14 protein-coding genes are annotated in these 15,372 nt (G+C 73.8%); 5 read left to right on the forward strand and 9 right to left on the reverse strand.

Features of this window, described 5'->3' with window-relative positions; translation table 11 throughout:
• The first annotated feature begins 133 nt into the window (after positions 1-133).
• Positions 134-1,273, forward strand: a complete 1,140-nt coding sequence (locus ACIA8F_RS26575) for a PP2C family protein-serine/threonine phosphatase (protein ID WP_399382412.1) — start codon at positions 134-136, stop codon at positions 1,271-1,273.
• A gap of 58 nt (positions 1,274-1,331) precedes the next feature.
• Here ACIA8F_RS26575 and ACIA8F_RS26580 read toward each other — a convergent pair whose 3' ends face one another.
• The 7 genes from ACIA8F_RS26580 to ACIA8F_RS26610 form a co-directional block, all read right to left on the reverse strand.
• Positions 1,332-2,900, reverse strand: coding sequence for a hypothetical protein (locus ACIA8F_RS26580; protein WP_399382413.1), 1,569 nt, complete (start codon positions 2,898-2,900; stop codon positions 1,332-1,334).
• A 140-nt stretch (positions 2,901-3,040) separates the two neighbouring features.
• Complete coding sequence (locus ACIA8F_RS26585; RefSeq protein ID WP_383954243.1) at positions 3,041-3,235, reverse strand: hypothetical protein; 195 nt, start codon at positions 3,233-3,235, stop codon at positions 3,041-3,043.
• A 100-nt stretch (positions 3,236-3,335) separates the two neighbouring features.
• Entirely contained in the window at positions 3,336-3,995 is a 660-nt protein-coding gene (locus tag ACIA8F_RS26590) for an ABC transporter ATP-binding protein (protein ID WP_399382414.1), read from the reverse strand.
• Entirely contained in the window at positions 3,988-4,878 is an 891-nt protein-coding gene (locus ACIA8F_RS26595; RefSeq protein WP_399382579.1) for an ABC transporter ATP-binding protein, read from the reverse strand. The genes ACIA8F_RS26590 and ACIA8F_RS26595 overlap by 8 nt, the downstream gene beginning before the upstream one ends.
• A 188-nt stretch (positions 4,879-5,066) precedes the next feature.
• On the reverse strand, positions 5,067-5,996 hold the full coding sequence (locus ACIA8F_RS26600; RefSeq protein ID WP_399382416.1) for an ABC transporter permease: 930 nt from the start codon (positions 5,994-5,996) through the stop codon (positions 5,067-5,069).
• Positions 5,989-6,954, reverse strand: a complete 966-nt coding sequence (locus tag ACIA8F_RS26605) for an ABC transporter permease (RefSeq protein WP_399382417.1) — start codon at positions 6,952-6,954, stop codon at positions 5,989-5,991. Before ACIA8F_RS26605 ends, ACIA8F_RS26600 begins: the two co-directional genes overlap by 8 nt.
• A 56-nt stretch (positions 6,955-7,010) precedes the next feature.
• The gene (locus ACIA8F_RS26610; RefSeq protein WP_399382419.1) at positions 7,011-8,642 is read right to left on the reverse strand and encodes an ABC transporter substrate-binding protein; all 1,632 of its coding nucleotides are present in this window, start codon (positions 8,640-8,642) and stop codon (positions 7,011-7,013) included.
• A 176-nt stretch (positions 8,643-8,818) separates the two neighbouring features.
• Here ACIA8F_RS26610 and ACIA8F_RS26615 point away from each other — a divergent pair, with 176 nt between their 5' ends.
• Positions 8,819-9,835, forward strand: coding sequence for a fibronectin type III domain-containing protein (locus tag ACIA8F_RS26615; RefSeq protein WP_399382420.1), 1,017 nt, complete (start codon positions 8,819-8,821; stop codon positions 9,833-9,835).
• Positions 9,836-10,022: 187 nt separating this feature from the next.
• Positions 10,023-12,047 (forward strand): ATP-binding protein, encoded by a 2,025-nt coding sequence (locus ACIA8F_RS26620; protein ID WP_399382422.1) that lies wholly within the window; start codon positions 10,023-10,025, stop codon positions 12,045-12,047.
• 158 nt (positions 12,048-12,205) lie between these two features.
• Here the strand turns inward: ACIA8F_RS26620 and ACIA8F_RS26625 are convergent, their stop codons facing one another.
• The gene (locus ACIA8F_RS26625) at positions 12,206-12,391 is read right to left on the reverse strand and encodes a DUF5999 family protein (RefSeq protein ID WP_250740159.1); all 186 of its coding nucleotides are present in this window, start codon (positions 12,389-12,391) and stop codon (positions 12,206-12,208) included.
• Between the two features lie 155 nt (positions 12,392-12,546).
• On the opposite strand from ACIA8F_RS26625, the gene ACIA8F_RS26630 reads away from it, so the two are divergent.
• Positions 12,547-12,984, forward strand: a complete 438-nt coding sequence (locus tag ACIA8F_RS26630; protein ID WP_399382423.1) for an SRPBCC family protein — start codon at positions 12,547-12,549, stop codon at positions 12,982-12,984.
• A 65-nt stretch (positions 12,985-13,049) separates the two neighbouring features.
• Complete coding sequence (locus ACIA8F_RS26635) at positions 13,050-13,874, forward strand: hypothetical protein (RefSeq protein ID WP_399382424.1); 825 nt, start codon at positions 13,050-13,052, stop codon at positions 13,872-13,874.
• A 91-nt stretch (positions 13,875-13,965) separates the two neighbouring features.
• On the opposite strand, the gene ACIA8F_RS26640 is transcribed toward ACIA8F_RS26635, so the two are convergent.
• The gene (locus ACIA8F_RS26640; protein WP_399382426.1) at positions 13,966-15,195 is read right to left on the reverse strand and encodes an acyl-CoA dehydrogenase family protein; all 1,230 of its coding nucleotides are present in this window, start codon (positions 15,193-15,195) and stop codon (positions 13,966-13,968) included.
• Positions 15,196-15,372: the final 177 nt, after the last annotated feature.

Below are 15,372 nucleotides of genomic sequence, written 5' to 3' on the forward strand. Positions count from 1 at the left end.
GCGGGGCCCCGCCCCCCCCCCCGCCCCCCCCCCCCCCCCCCCCCCCCCCCCCCCCCCCCCCCCCCCCCCCCCCCCCCCCCCCCCGCCCGGCCCCCCCCCCCCCCCCCGGCCGTGTGCGGTGTATGCAGGAGGCATGGACCCCTTCGCGGCGCACCCGTCGGCGCACCCCCGCTCCAGCAGGTTCCGGGAATCGCGCGCGGTGCTGCTGGCGGTCCCCTTCGCACTGATCGCCCTGGTCACGGTGGTCGACGTGCTGGCGCCGCCGGACGTGCACCTGGGTCCCTTCCTGGTGGCCGCCCCGGCCGTCACCGCCTCCTTCGCCGGGCCGCGCACGACCGGGTTCGTCGGCGCCGTGGCGGTCCTCGCCCAGGTGGGGGTGGCGATCGCACGCACCTCCCTGACGGACCTCAACCACACCTTCCAGATCATCGCCCTGGTCCTGATCTCGGCCTTCGTCACCTTCTTCGCGCACCTGCGCGAGGATCACGAGAGGCAGCTCACCCGGTTGCGCTCCGTGGCCGTCGCCGCCCAGCAGGTGGTCCTACGACCGCTGCGCGACCGGATGGGCCCGCTGCGGATCGCCTCGGTGTACCTGTCGGCCGAGGCCGAGGCGCAGATCGGCGGCGACCTGTACGCGGCCGCCCGCACCGCCGACGGCACCCGGCTGCTCATCGGCGACGTCCGCGGCAAGGGCCTGGAGGCCGTCGGCGAGGCCGCGATCGTCCTCGGCGCCTTCCGGGCCGCCGCCCATCTGGAGGCCGACCTGCCGGGCCTGGTCGGCTATCTGGAGGCCGCCGTGGCCGCCGACCCGGACCGGGGCGCGGACGGCAACGGGGGCCCGGGACGGCCGGAGGAGGGGTTCACCACGGCGGCGGTGCTCGACATCCCCGACGAGGAGCCCGCGCTCCGGCTGGTCAGCTGCGGGCACCCGCCGCCGCTGCTGCTGCGCGGGGGCAGCGTCGTCCCCCTCCAGGTGGACCATCCGGCGCCGCCGCTGGGCCTCTCCGAATTCGTGGACACCGGCTTCACCACGCAGTCCTTCGCCTTCGAGCCGGGGGACGTGGTGCTGCTGTACACGGACGGCGTCATCGAGGCCCGGGACGCCTCGGGCGCCTTCTACCCGCTGCCGGAGCGGGCCGCGGACTGGCCGGGAGACGGCCCGGAGGCCCTCCTGCGCCACCTGTGCGCGGACCTCCTCGCCCACACCCCGGACGGCTACCTCGGCGACGACGCGGCGATGGTGGCCATCGAGCGCCTGGGCCACGGGGCCTGAGCCGCGTGGCCCGCGGGGGCTGAGCGGGGCCCGCCCGGTGGACGGGCCCCCGCCGTCATCAGCCGCCGTCGCGGACCGCGACGATGCCGTTGAAGACGCCGACGTAGGCCGTTCCGTCGGGGCCCAGGGTGATCGGGGCCCAGTTGTTGTCGTACAGCGGACCGGTGCCCGTCAGCCGGCGCCAGCGGCGCTCGCCGGTGCGGAAGTCGACGGCCGTGAAGTACCAGGCGTCGATCCCCCAGGCGTTCGGCTCCTTCTCGTAGAAGTAGAGCAGCCCGTTCGCGGTGGAGAGCTTGGGGACCACGGAGGGCGAGCGGATCGCGCTCTGCCAGACCGTGTCGCAGCCGCTGCCGTCGGCGCGCACGTCGATGCGGCTGACGCCGCCGACCACCGACTTGCCGAGGACCAGCGAGGTGACGTTCTCGTAGCCGTAGTTGTTCTCGACCACGATGCTGTTGCCCCAGGTGATCAGGGAGTTGTCGGTGGTGGAGGCGCCCGGGCCGAAGACCGGGACCTTGCACACCAGGCGCTGCCCGGCGGGCACGTCCGGGCCCCGCTTGAAGACCAGGACGTTCATCCGGTCGTCGGCGTTGTCGGTGATCGCGACGTAGCCGTTGCCGAAGAGGTCCGGGGTGGTGCCCGAACCCTGGTTGACCGAGCCGGGCTTGGTTCCCGTGCCCCGGTCGTAGGTCTCGCGCCACTGCACGGCGGGGGTGCCGTCGGCCGAGGCGGCGAAGCTGTACAGCGCGTGGTCGGTGACGATGGAGACGCCGTCCTCGCCGACCGAGAAGGAGTTCTGGATCTCCTCCCCCGCCAGCCGGATCGAGCGGATCACCGAGGTCGCCGGGTCCACGGTGCCGACCCGGCCCTGGCGGGTGACCCACCAGATGCGGCCGTTCCAGTCGGGCATCACCGAGGTGACCGGGTCACAGGTGCCGGTGGGCCACAGGTTGGTCCAGTCGACGCAGTCGTGCGGGACCTGGCCGGTGAGGTCCCAGTCGTCGTCGACCGTGAACTGCCAGCTTCCGTCGGGCTTCTGGGCGTGCGAGAGGCGCAGGACGTGCTGGCGGGAGTCGGCCAGCACCGCCCGGTCCTGGTTGTCCAGGTAGAAGTAGGCGCCGCCCGAGGTGTCCTTGAAGATCTTCGAGAAGTCGAGCGAGGTGATCGCCTGGACCGTCGAAGAACGCTGCGGGAGCTGGTGCTCCGCGAGCGTGGCGAGGGTGCGGGGATCCAGCAGCTTGACCTTGAAGCCGCCGAAGGTGCCGCACACCGTGACCAGCCGGCCGCCCGAGTCGAAGGTGGCGGTGGCGCATTCGCCGCCGAGGGCGGCGATCTTCTCGCTGGTCACCTTCGGGTTCTTGCCGAGCGGTCCGGACCAGGGCGAGGTGGCGCTGCCGGCCGCGTCGGAGTGCATGCCGCTGCGGCCGTTGGGCGCGAGGAAGGGATGCTGCGGCGGCGCTTCGCCGGGCAGCGGCGCCGCCGCGGCCGGGACGCCCTCGTAATGGCTGACCAGGCGGTGGCCCGGGGCCAGGGGTATCTCGTCGGCGGCGGCCGGCGAGACCCCGTACAACACCGCACATGCGGCGAGAGCGGGTGCCACGGCGCAGTTCAGCGCTCTTCGGAACATCCGGACTTCCTCCCTTGTCCTCAGTCTTGTTGACATTGCGTCTGACATCGCGCCGGGGCCAGACGCTAGATCGCACTGCCTGAGGAGTCCATGGAAGAACCGGATGATTCACGAAGGCGCAACAGTCGATCAACTCCCTTTCAGGGCTTGAATCCGCCGACCACGTTCGCGGTGGCCGAAACCCCGTTGTGGATGGTCTGCGCGAGGCTGCTGCTCGCGAGGTAGAAGCCGAGCAGGACGCACACGAGCGCGTGCGAGAACTTGAGGCCGCCACCACGCAGGAAGATCCACGCGAGGACGAGGAGCAGGACGAGGACGGAGAGGGAGATCACCATCGGAACACCTCCTTACGCGCCGTCATGGTGGCGCAGCAGAGGGGCTCTTCGGGCGAAACCCGTGTCCGCCAAACGGGTGTTGACGGTCCGTGACCGGCCTTCAGTCCTTGACGATCTCGTCCCAGCGGACCGTCCGCCCGCACCAGCGCCCGAGCAGCACCGCATCGTGTCCCACCGCCAGCAGGCCCGCGCCGGACTCCGCCCGGTACTCCTCCACCACGCCGACCAGCGCGGCGGTGGTCGACGCGTCGAGCATGGCGGTCATCTCGTCGCACACCAGCCAGCGCGGCCGCAGCACCAGGGCCCGTGCCACACAGGCCCGTTGCAGCTGGCCGTCGCTGACCTCGTGGGGACGGCGCCCGAGCAGATCCCCGCCCAGGCCGACCCGGTCCGCCAACGCGGGTACGACCGCATCGACTTCGCTACGACGTCCAGTGGCCCGGAGCGGCTCGGCGACGAGCTCGCGCAGCGTGAGCCGGGGGTCCGCCGCCAGCCGGGGCTGCTGGAACACCATGCCGACCGAGGTGCGCAGGGCGCGCGGCGCCCGGTGCCGGAAGCTGGCCGCGGTGCGGCCGTCGAAGGCCACGGTCCCCCGGTCGGGCCGGTGCAGCAGCGCCGCGACCCTGGCCAGGGTGGACTTGCCGCAGCCGCTGGGGCCGAGCAGCCCGAGGGAGGCACCCGGGGCGAGGCTCAGGTGCGCCCCGCGCACCACGGGAACCCGGCGGTCGTAGCCGGCGGTGATGCCGGTGAGCTCAAGCATGGTGGCAGGCCACCCCTTCGGTGAGCGCGGGCCGCTCGGCCCGGCAGCGGGCGTCGGCCCGCGGACAGCGGGCGGCGAAGGCGCAGCCGGGCGGGAGCGCGCCGAGTTCGGGCGGGGCTCCCGGGATGGGCGTGAAGGCCCGCTCGGGGAGGGCGTCGAGGAGTCCGCGCGCGTAGGGGTGGCGGGGGCCGGGAGCGCCGAAGAAGGCTGCGGCGGGGGCCGTTTCCACGATGCGGCCCGCGTACATGACGGCGACGGTGTCGGCGATGCGGTGGGCCGCCGCGAGGTCGTGCGTGATCATCAGCAGCGCCCGGCCGGCGTCCCGGGTGTGGGCGCGCAGTTCGTCGACCGTGCGGTGGACGAGGTCCCGGTCGAGGCCGGTGGTCGGCTCGTCGGCGAGCAGCACGGGCGCGTCGCCGATCAGCGCGAGCGCGGTGGCGGCGCGCTGGGCGAGCCCGCCCGAGAGCTCGTGGGGGTACCGGTCGAGGTGGGTGGCGGGGAAGGAGGCCCGGCGGGCCGCCGCTTCGGCGGCCTCCCGCAGTTCCGCCCGGGCGGCCCCGGTCAGTTCGCGGACCGTCTCCTCCAGGTGGGAGCGGATGGTGCGGACCGGCGTGAGGTGCGCGGCGGGGCTCTGCGGGACCAGTGCGACGCGGCGGCCCCGGATGCTCCGGGCGAGGGTGCGCTCGTCGAGGGCGAGCAGGTCGGTCCCGTCGGCGAGCCGGGCCGCGCCGGCGGTCTCGGCGTTGCCCGGGAGCAGGCCGAGGAGGGCGGAGGCGAGCACGGACTTGCCGCAGCCGCTCTCGCCGACGAGGGCGAGGCATGCGCCGGGGGCCAGGGCGAGGGTGGCGTCGGTGACGGCTGCCACGTACCGGCCGCCGCGCATGCGGAAGCGCACGGAGAGCCGGTCCAGCGCGAGCACGGGCCGGACCGAGCCCGGCGCGGACACGGCCACGGACTCCGGTTCGGGCGTGAGCACCGACGCCGGCGCCGGCTCCGGCCCGGACACCGAAACCGATGCCGGCTCCGACTCCGGCTCCGACTCCGACTCCGGCTCCGACGGGACAGGGGTCTTCACAGGCTCAGCTCCGAGCGGCGGCGGGGGTTGAGGCGCTCGCGCCAGGCGCCCGCGAGCCCGGCGATGGCCAGGGTCGGGACGATCAGCAGGAGCCCGGGGAAGAGCGTGGGCCACCAGTCTCCGGCGAGCAGCGAACCGCGGGCCGACTGGACCAGATTGCCCAGGCTCGCCTGGTGCGCGGGCAGGCCGAGCCCCAGGAACGACAGGGCGGACTCGTGCCACATGGCGTGCGGGACCATCAGGACGGCGGCGAGCCCGGCCTGCGGCAGGACCCCGGGCACGAGGTGGCGCACGGTCACCCGCCACCGCGAGGCGCCGCCCGAGACGGCCGCGTCCAGATAGGGGCGGGAGCGCAGCGAGAGCACCTCCGCGCGGACGATGCGGGCCGTGGACAGCCAGTGGGTCAGGGCCACGGAGACGACCACCGGCCACACCCCCGGCCGGAACATGGCGACGATGAAGATGCCGAGCAGCAGGTGCGGGATCGAGGACAGGGCGTCCACCACGCGCATGAGGAACCGGTCCGGCCACCCGCCGAGCGCTCCGGCGAGCGCGCCGACCGCCGTGCCGAGGACGGTGGCGACCAGCGCCGCCACCAGCCCGACCAGCAGCGAGACCCGCAGCCCGTACACGCAGCGCAGCAGCAGGTCGCGGCCGACGTCGTCGGTGCCGAAGGGATGGGCCCAGGAGGGCGGTAGCAGTTTTGCCGACAAGTCGACCGCCTGCTGGTCCAGTTGGACCAGCGGCGGCACGAGCAGCACGGCCAGCACGATCAGGACGACGGTCGCCGCCGAGGTCCGCACCCGCAGGTTCCGCGTGGAGCTCCGGTCGCGGCCGCGGGAGCGCCAGAGCCGCGGCGCCGCGAGCGGTGTCGTGATCGGTGTCGTGGTCAGCGTCGTGATCGGTGTCGTGATCGGGTCAGCCATCGAAGCCCACCCTCGGGTCGGCCAGTCCGTAGAGCAGGTCGGACAGCAGGTTCCCGGCCAGCACGGCGGCCGTGGCCAGCACGGTCAGCGCGGCCAGCAGCGGGAAGTCCACCGAGGTCGCGGCCTGCACGGTGGCCGCGGCGATGCCGGGCCAGCTGAAGACGGTCTCCACGAGCAGCGCGCCGGTGATCAGCTCCGGCACCCGCGACCCGATCAGGGTCAGCATCGGAAGCATGCCGGAGCGCAGCCCGTGGCCGAGCAGCACCCGCCGCTCCCCCAGGCCCCGCGCGCGGGCGCCCCGTACGGGGTCCTCTTCCAGTGCGTCGGCAACGCCCTGCCTGACGTACAGGAAGAACCAGGGCAGTTGGGAGATGCCCAGGACCAGCGCGGGCAGCACCAGGTGGCGGGCCACCTGCCCGGCGGTGACCACGTCGCTGCCCGCGTCGGTGAGACCGCCGGACGGCAGCACGCCCAAGCGCACCGAGAAGAACCAGACGGCGAGCAGGCCCAGCCAGAAGGCCGGGGCGGCTTCGAGGGTGTACGCGAGCCCGGAGACGGCCCGGTCCAGGCGCCCGCCCTGCCGGCGTGCGGCCAGCACGCCGAGTGCGGTGCCGAGCAGGACGGCGACGGCGAAGGCGCACAGTGCGAGCAGCGCCGACCAGCCGAGCCGCTGCGCGATGACGTCGGAGACGGGCTGGCGCATGACGGCGGAGGTGCCGAGGTCGCCGGTCAGCGCCGAGGTGAGCCACTCCCACCAGCGCGCGAGCAGGGGCTGGTCCACGCCGAGGTTGGCCCGCAGCTGGTCGAGCCCGGCCTGCGAGGCGGTGAGGCCGGCGGTGCCGGCGTAGGCCTTGACGGGGTCGAAGGGGGACAGGGCGGCGACCGCGAAGACCCCGAAGGTGACGACGAGCAGGACCGGCCCGGCGAACAGCATCCGCCGGCCCGCCATGCGCGCCATCGGCCCCCACGGAAGGCGGTGCGGCAGGTGGAGGCGGTCCGGGAGGCGGGGACGGCTCACTTCTGCTTCGGCTTCCAGCTCTCGACGTTCCACCAGGGGCCGGTCCCGAGTCCGTGGTCGTGGGGCTCGGTCTGGGTGGAGGGTCCGTCCCACCGGTCGCTCACGACGTAGAGGTGGTCGATGTGGGTGAGGTAGACGTAGCCCGGGTCCTTGGCCAGCTCCCGCTGGACCGTGTCGTACGCGGCCTTGCGCACGGCCGGGTCCGCACTCCGGCGGCCGTCGAGCAGGGCCTGGTCGACGGCCGGGTTGTCGTACCGGGCCATGTTGTTGAAGCCGTCGCCCGCGAGCGCGGAGTTCAGCGTCAGGTACTGGTCGAAGTCCGGGTCGGCCGGGGAGCCGCCGCCCGCGAGGACGGCGTCGGTCCGCATCCGGGGCTCGATGACCTCCCAGCTGCCGGACTCTGTGGTGACCTGGATCCCGGCCTTCTTGGCGTCGGAGGCGAAGGCGAGGGCGTGGTCCTGGCGGAGCTTGTCCCCGGTGGTGTACCAGAGCGGGAAGGCCGCGCGGACCCCGTTCCTGGCGCGGATCCCGTCGGCGCCGCGGATCCAGCCGGCCTCGTCGAGGATCTTCTCGGCCCGGGCCAGGTCGTGCGTGCGCTCCGTGCCGGCGGCGAACCACGGGCTGCCGGTCGGGACGGGCCCGTAGGCGGCCTTGCCCGCGCCTTCCAGGAGCTTGTCGACCAGCGCGCCGCGGTCCACCGCGATGTCCAGGGCCCGGCGGACGGCCGTGTCGCCGGTGACGGGGTGCTCGGTCGGCAGGGTGACGTTGCGGTAGTCGAAGCTCTTGGCGGCGTAGGTCTTCCAGGACGTGCCGGCCCGGCCCGCCGCGCCGCCGGCCTGGTCGGCCGCGAAGCCCTTGGCCAGGTTCGGCGGCAGTACGGCCCCGTCCAGTTCGCCGGAGCGCAGCCGGGTGGCGCGCACGTCGTCGTCCTTGATCACCGCCATGGTGAACTTCTTCACCGCGGGCTCGCCGCCCCAGTAGGACGGGTTGGCCTTGAAGCTCAGCTTCTCGCCCTTGGACCAGGAGGTCAGCACGTACGGTCCGGTGCCGACGGGCCTGGTGGTGAACTCGCCGCTGTTCACGTCCTGTCCGCCCGCGAGGTGCTCGGGGGCGATGGGCAGGACGGTCCGCTCGGCGAAGGGGGCGTAGGGGTACTTCAGGGTGAAGACGACGGTCTCGTCACCCGTCGCCGTGACGTCGGCGATCGCGTCGAGCTCGGACTTGGACGCGTTGTTCGTCTTCGCGTCGAGGATGGTCCGGTAGGTGAAGACGACGTCCTTGGCACCGAAGGGCCGGCCGTCGCTGAAGCGGACGCCCCGGCGGAGCGCGTAGGTGTAGGTGAGGCCGTCCGCGGAGACCTGCGGGAGGGCTTCGGCCAGCGCGGGCTTCAGCTTCATGTCGGCGTCGTGCGCCAGCAGTCCGTCGAAGATCTTCGAGTTGCCGTCCTTGCCGTAGCCCAGCAGCGGGCTGAGGCTGTCGGGCTCGGTGGCTATGCCGACCACGGCGGAGTCGGGTGCCCCGGCGCCCGCCGCGGCGCCTCCTGCGGGGTTCGAGCAGGCCGCCGCGCCCGCGACGATCACCGCGGCCGCGGTCGCCCCGGCCATTCCCCGTACGGTCCGGGCCTTCATCTGGTGCACTTCCTTCGTTATTGCAAAGAGCTCGCAATAATGCCAGACGGGGACGGGTGCCCACGAACCGGGCGCCGCGGGCGGAAGGGACCGCGCAGGGGTCTTGCCGGGCCGCCGGGGAGCATGCCATATATGTCTAGACCTTTCCGAGGAGCCGGAAGAAGAGGGCGTCCGCCGTGCACGACCCCGCACCCAGCACCGCACGGCATCCCCGGCGCCACCCCCCGAGCCGCCCCCGGCGGCCGTCCGCACGGGGGACAACGCCCGTACTGGCCCTGGTCCTTGCGGCAGCGCTGACGGCCTGCGGAACCTCCGACACCAAGGCCCCGGCAACCCCGGCCGGACTCACCGCCCAGGCCGGCAGCGCCACCACCGTGCACGTGATGTGGCAGTCGCCCGCGCCCTCCGACGGCGTGACCTCCTTCCTGGTCTTCCAGGCGGACCGGCTGGTGCGCGAACTGCCCGCCGACAAGACGATGACCGACATCACCGGCCTCACCCCGCAGACGGCCTACGCGTTCACGGTCCGCGCCCGGGACGCCGCCGGGAACACCTCCCCCGCCGGCCCGGCCGCCTCGGCCACGACCCCCGCGGCCAAACCCGAGGACCGGCTGCCCCCGACCGCCCCGGCCCGTACCGAGGGGCAGCCCCTGGGCCCCACCTCCGCCCGGCTGACCTGGGCGGCGGCCACCGATGACACCGGGGTCACCGGCTACGACGTCTACCAGGGCGACGCCCGGATCCACACGGTCGGCCCCGGCGTCACCTCGACCGTCCTGGAGGGCCTGCGCCCCGACAGCGTGTACACCTTCACCGTCAAGGCCCGCGACGGCGCCGACAACTCCTCCCCCGCCGGCCCCGCCGCCGACGTGACCACCCCGCCCGGGCCCGGGCAGCGGACCGGCACCGCGCCGGAGGATTTCACCGCGACCGCCTCGCCGGGTGCGGTCACCCTCTCCTGGACGCCCCCGGCGACCGGCCGGGAGACCAGCGAGTACGAGCTCTACGTCAACGGCCGCCCCACCACGGTCATCCAGTTCGGCGCGGGCGCCGTCCCGACGGGCCGGGCGGAGCACCGCCTCACGGTCGCCGAACCGCCGGGAACCGTATGGACGGTGAAGCTCCGGGCTCGGCTGCCCGACGGCACCTGGGGGGCGTTCTCCGCGGAACGGCGGCTCGTCCTGGCCTCCTGAACCACGTGCGGCGCCTCCTGAACCCCGTGCGGCCGGACCGTTCCCGACAAGCTGTTCCTCCGATCTGGCCCTAACGGCACTACGGGCAAAGAAGATCGCGCAGAATACTCCCGTGTTCGGTGAGTACTCGGTCAACAACAATCAGGCAGATTCCGCGGACGGCGACCCTGCGCCAGACTCTGGCGCCGTGCCGGGAAACCTCCCGCCGGAGACGGCGAGCTTCGTGGGCCGTGAGCGTGAACTCGGCCTCCTGTCCGACCTGCTGCACGGGCGCCGGCTCGTGACGCTCACGGGCGTCGGCGGCGTCGGCAAGTCCAGGCTGGCCCTGCGGGCCGCCTCCGACCCCCGCCAGCGCCGGCGCGACGGGGTCTGGTGGGTGGAGCTCTCCCCGCTGCGCGACGCCGATCTGCTCACCACCACCGTCGCGCACGCCATCGGCCTCGCCCACCAGTCCCCGCGCCCCCTGGACGAGGAACTGTGCGCGTGGATGGCCGACAAGGAACTGCTGATCGTCCTCGACACCTGTGAGCACCTGGTGGCCGCCTGCCGCCACCTGGTCGGCGAACTCCTGCAGTCCGCACCGGGCCTGACGGTGCTCATCACCAGCCGCGAGCCGCTGCGCACCCCCGGGGAGGACCTCGTCGAGGTCAGCCCGCTGCCCAGCGACGGACCCGACAGCGACGCCCTCGCCCTGTTCCGGGCCCGCGCCCTCGCCGCCACCCCGCACGCCGCGGCCGCCTTCGCCGACCCGGACCGGGCGGCCCTCGCCGCGGACATCTGCCGCCGCCTGGACGGAATCCCCCTCGCCCTCGAACTGGCCGGCGCCCGGATGCGGCTCTGGACCCTGGAACAGGTGGCGCAGCGCCTCGAAGGCCGCTTCGACCTGCTCGCCGGCACCACCACCGCCCGCCTCCCCCGGCACCAGACGATGCGCACCGCCATCGGCTGGAGCCACGAGCTGTGCGCGCCGGTCGAGCGGCTGCTGTGGGCCCGGCTCTCGGTGTTCACCGGGGACTTCGACGCGGCCGCGGCGCGCGCGGTGTGCTCGGGCGGCCCCCTGGCCGCCTCGCGGGTGGAGCGGGTGCTCGCGGACCTGGTGGCCAAGTCGGTGGTCCGGTGCACCCGGGAGCGGGGCGCGGGGGCCCGCTACCGGCTGCTGGACACGATCCGCGAGTACGGACAGGACTGGCTGGCGGAACTGGGGGAGGAACGGGTCGTCGCCGACCGGCACGCCCACTGGTACGCGGCCCTCTCGAAGGCCGCCGACCCGGGCTGGATGGGGCCCGGCCAGGTGGACTGGTACCGCAGGATGACCGCCGAGCACGCGCAGCTGCGCACCGCCCTGGAACACCTGCTGCGCTCGGATCCGACGGCGGCCCTGGAGACGGCGGGCGCGCTCTGGTTCTTCTGGTTCTCGTGCGGCCACGTCGACGAGGGCCGGTCCTTCCTGGAACGGGCCCTGAGCCGCGGCCCGCGCTCGGGGGCCGCCTACGTCCAGGCCGTCTGGGCCCTGGGGCTCACCACCATGCTCCAGGGCGACATGGCCACGGCCCAGGAGCTCGGCAGGGCGTGCACCGCCGCCGCGGCCACGCTGGCCGATCCCGAGCCGGAGCTGCGCGCCGCGTACCTGCACGCGGTGTCGGTGCTGATGCCGGGCGATCCCGTACGGGCCCTCGCGCTCGCCGGGCCCCGGGCGCGCGGGGGCCACGGCGGGCGGACCAGCGGCGTGGGCTGGCTGCTGTGCCGGCTGGCCACCGGCTACGCCCTGTGCGACCTCGGCCGCTTCGAGGAGGCCGAGCGGGAGGCCCGGGGCCTGCGCGAGGCCTGCGCGGAGCTGGGCGAGCGCTGGCTGCGGGCGTACGCGGACTACATCCTGGCCATGGCAGCGTTCGGGCTCGGCCACCACGGGGAGGCGGCCCGGCACGCGCGGGCGATGCTGTCGGGCAAACGGCTGCTGGGCGACCGCTTCGGGATCGCGCTCGGCCTCGACCTGCTGGCCGCGGCGGTGGCGGCCCTGGGAGACGGCGAGCTGGCGGCCCGGCTGCTGGGCACGGGGCACGCCTGGTGGCGCACGGTGGGCCGGCCGCAGATGGGGGGCTCCCCGTCGCTCACGGCCGTGCGCGACCAGGGCGAACGGCAGGCCCGGGCGGCGATCGGCGACGAGGCGTACGAGCACGCCTTCCTGGGCGGCGCGGCGGCGTCCACCGGCTGAGGCCCCCCAGGGGCCGGGCCGGTGGCGCCGTGGCGCGACTCCGGGGCTCCCGTCAGTACGGGAGGGGTCTGCCCGACGGGGTACGCAGATCCAGGTCTCGGGGGGCGGGCTTCGGAACGGGCTTGCGGATCAGCTGCTGGCGCATGCTGTCTCCTCGCTCAGACAAGGGCCGGGCGGCGGGGTTCCACCGTGCGGCCGTCGGGGAGCAGTTCGCCTGTGTCGTCGAAGACCACGGCGCCGTTGCAGAGCAGATTCCAGCCCTGTTCGGGGTGGAAGGCCACGGTGCGGGCGGCGTCGTGGTCGACGCTGTCGGCGGACGGGCAGGGGGGCTGGTGGGAGCACATGGCGCACCTCCTCGCAGTGTGGGGCGGGAGGGCCGGTGGTCACCCGGTCGAATCCGCGATCCACGGTGGCGGTGAGTATTGCTGATCGCCACCCCCGTGCGGAACCCATATTCGCCGCACAGTTCAGGGTGTGTATGCCCGCTTACGATGCGCTCATGCCCGCTATCCGGATCATTCGCCACACACTTCTCGGCCTCGAGGAGGCATGGAGCAGGCTGACGGACTGGGAACGCCACGGCGCCGCCGTCCCGCTCACCCGGGCGATCATCGAGACACCGCCTCCCACGCACACCGGGACCCGTTTCACCATGCGTACGGGCGTGGGGAGCATCACCTTCGACGACCCCATGGAAGTCACCCTCTGGCAGCCCCCGCGGGAGGGCTCGGCGGGGCTGGTCCGGCTCGTCAAGCACGGCAGCGTGGTGCGGGGCCGGGCCGAGATCGCACTGCGCGCCTCGCCCGGGGGCGGCTGCGAGGCCGAATGGCGCGAGGAACTGTCCGTGCGCGGCCTGGGCCGCCCCTTCGACCCGCTGGTCGCGGCGGCGGCCCGGCTGTTCTTCTCCCGCGCCCTGGACCGCCTGCTGCGGCCCTGAGGAGCACGGCTAGGGTTCCCCCGTCACCGCACCCGGTGATCACCGCGCGACCGAGGGGGATCTCCGTGGCCACCCCGCCACCTCCGCAGGCAGGCCCGTACGGCCCGTACGCGGCCCGGCAGCCGCAGCAGCCAGGACCGGCGGGCCCGTACGCCCCGCCGCAGTCCGCGGGCCCCTACGGCCCTCAGGCGGCCTACGGGCCGCAGGCGCCGCACGCGGCGCAGGTGCCGCCGCAGCCGGGGCCGTACGGCTCCTGGTCCGCGCCGCGGCCCTCGTACGGCTGCCGGCTCTGCGGGGCCGGTCCGGCCGCCGAGGCGACCGTGCGCGGCCATCAGGGGATGGTCGTGCTGATGCGGTTCCTGAGCCTGCGGGGCCCGTTCTGCCGGGACTGCGGGCTCGCCACCTACCGCCGCATGTCCGCGGACACCCTGTGGCAGGGCTGGTGGGGTCCCCTGTCGCTGTTCGCCACGCCGGTCACCCTGCTGCTGAACCTCGGCCCGCGCGCGGCCTTCCGCCGGCTCGCTCCCCCGACGGGCGGCCACCGGCCCCCGCTCGACCCGGGCAGGCCGCTGCGCCGCCGGCCGGCCGCACTGCTCTTCCTCGTACCGGCCCTGTTCCTCCTCCTGGCGGTCCCCACCCTGATCCTGATCGGCGTGCTGGCCGGCGACGACACCCCGCACCCGCTGGTGTCGGGCCAGTGCGTCCGCAACGAGGGCGACTGGAGCCACCAGAACCTCCGCGTCACCGACTGCGCCGCGCCGGACGCCCAGTACCGCGCCACCCGCCCCTCGCAGGCCCCGGGCGGGACCTGCGCCCCCGGCGACTTCCTGGCCCTGCCGGCCTACAGCCCCGAGGGCACCGTCCTGTACTGCCTGACGCCGCTGCGCTGACCGGGCAGCGGGCAACGGGCAGCGGGCAACGGGCAACGGAAGGGCCCCCGGCGCCTCGTGGCGCCGGGGGCCCTTCCGTCGGAGTCCCGCGCTAGCGGATCGGCATGCCCGAGAGGGTGCGGGCGATGACCAGCCGCTGGATCTCGCTCGTCCCCTCGAAGATGGTGTAGATCGCGCTGTCGCGGTGCATGCGCTCCACCGGGTACTCGCGGGTGAAGCCGTTGCCGCCGAGGATCTGGACCGCCTGGGCGGTCACCTTCTTGGCGGTCTCGCTCGCGAACAGCTTGGACATCGAGCCCTCGGCCGAGGTGAAGGGCTTGCCCGCGACCGCCATCCAGGAGGCCCGCCACACCAGCAGCCGGGCCGCGTCGATGGAGGTCCGCATGTCCGCGAGCTGGAAGGCGACGCCCTGGTTGTCGATGATGGGCCGGCCGAACTGCGTACGGGTCTTCGCATAGTCCAGCGCCACCTCGTAGGCGGCGCGCGCCGTACCGACCGCCATGGCGCCGACGGCGGGGCGGGAGGCCTCGAAGGTGGCCATGGCCGCGTTCTTCACGCGCTCCCCGCCGCCCGCCCTGGCCCGCTCGTGGGCCCGCGCGAGCCGCTCGTCCAGCTTCTCCTTGCCGCCGAGCAGGCAGGAGCCGGGGATCCGTACGTCCTCCAGCACCACCTCGGCGGTGTGCGAGGCGCGGATGCCGTGCTTCTTGAACTTCTGCCCCTGGGACAGGCCCCGGGTGTTCGGCGGCACGATGAAGGAGGCGTGCCCCTTGGTGCCCAGCTCCGGGTCGACGACCGCCACCACGATGTGGACGTTGGCGATGCCGCCGTTGGTCGCCCAGGTCTTGGTGCCGTTGAGCACCCACTCGTCGGTGGCCTGGTCGTACACGGCGCGCGTGCGCATCGCGCCGACGTCGGAGCCGGCGTCGGGCTCGGAGGAGCAGAAGGCGGCGACCTTCACGTCGTCGGGGGTGCCGTACATCTGCGGGATCCAGGTCCCGATCTGCTCCTCGGTGCCGTTGGCGACGACGCCGATCGCGGCGAGTCCGGTGCCGACGATCGACAGGGCGATGCCCGCGTCGCCCCAGAACAGCTCCTCCATGGCCATCGGGATGCCGAGGCCGGTGGGGTCGAAGAACTGCTGGGCGTAGAAGTCGAGGGAGTAGATGCCGACCTTGGCGGCCTCCTGGATGACGGGCCACGGAGTCTCTTCGCGCTCGTCCCATTCCGCGGCCGCGGGGCGGATCACGTCGGCGGCGAAGCCGTGGATCCAGTCCCGGACCTGCTTCTGGTCGTCGTTCAGATCCATGGTGAACTCCGCCATGTCCCCTCCATCTTTCGTCTCGCCTGCCGTACAGCCGGTTGCCGAGGAGATGTTACCAACGGTAACCCCTACTCCGACTCCAGTCTGTTACCGGCCGGTAAGCACTGTCAAGCAGCAGCGATGACCGACCGCCGATGAGATCACCAGGGTGTGCGGGGTGTTACGTTGCGTGGGCCT

The organism is Streptomyces sp. NPDC051563, assembly GCF_044454225.1.
Lineage (GTDB): Bacteria > Actinomycetota > Actinomycetes > Streptomycetales > Streptomycetaceae > Streptomyces.

Bases quoted from the DNA above. Each gene is read 5' to 3' on its own strand.
- ACIA8F_RS26625 (WP_250740159.1), bottom strand. From the start codon at position 12,391: ATGTGCTCCCACCAGCCCCCCTGCCCGTCCGCCGACAGCGTCGACCAC.
- ACIA8F_RS26585 (WP_383954243.1), bottom strand. From the start codon at position 3,235: ATGGTGATCTCCCTCTCCGTCCTCGTCCTGCTCCTCGTCCTCGCGTGG.
- ACIA8F_RS26610 (WP_399382419.1), bottom strand. From the start codon at position 8,642: ATGAAGGCCCGGACCGTACGGGGAATGGCCGGGGCGACCGCGGCCGCG.
- ACIA8F_RS26600 (WP_399382416.1), bottom strand. From the start codon at position 5,996: ATGGCTGACCCGATCACGACACCGATCACGACGCTGACCACGACACCG.
- ACIA8F_RS26640 (WP_399382426.1), bottom strand. From the start codon at position 15,195: ATGGCGGAGTTCACCATGGATCTGAACGACGACCAGAAGCAGGTCCGG.
- ACIA8F_RS26580 (WP_399382413.1), bottom strand. From the start codon at position 2,900: ATGTTCCGAAGAGCGCTGAACTGCGCCGTGGCACCCGCTCTCGCCGCA.
- ACIA8F_RS26605 (WP_399382417.1), bottom strand. From the start codon at position 6,954: ATGGCGCGCATGGCGGGCCGGCGGATGCTGTTCGCCGGGCCGGTCCTG.
- ACIA8F_RS26590 (WP_399382414.1), bottom strand. From the start codon at position 3,995: ATGCTTGAGCTCACCGGCATCACCGCCGGCTACGACCGCCGGGTTCCC.
- ACIA8F_RS26630 (WP_399382423.1), top strand. From the start codon at position 12,547: ATGCCCGCTATCCGGATCATTCGCCACACACTTCTCGGCCTCGAGGAG.
- ACIA8F_RS26575 (WP_399382412.1), top strand. From the start codon at position 134: ATGGACCCCTTCGCGGCGCACCCGTCGGCGCACCCCCGCTCCAGCAGG.
- ACIA8F_RS26595 (WP_399382579.1), bottom strand. From the start codon at position 4,878: ATGCGCGGCGGCCGGTACGTGGCAGCCGTCACCGACGCCACCCTCGCC.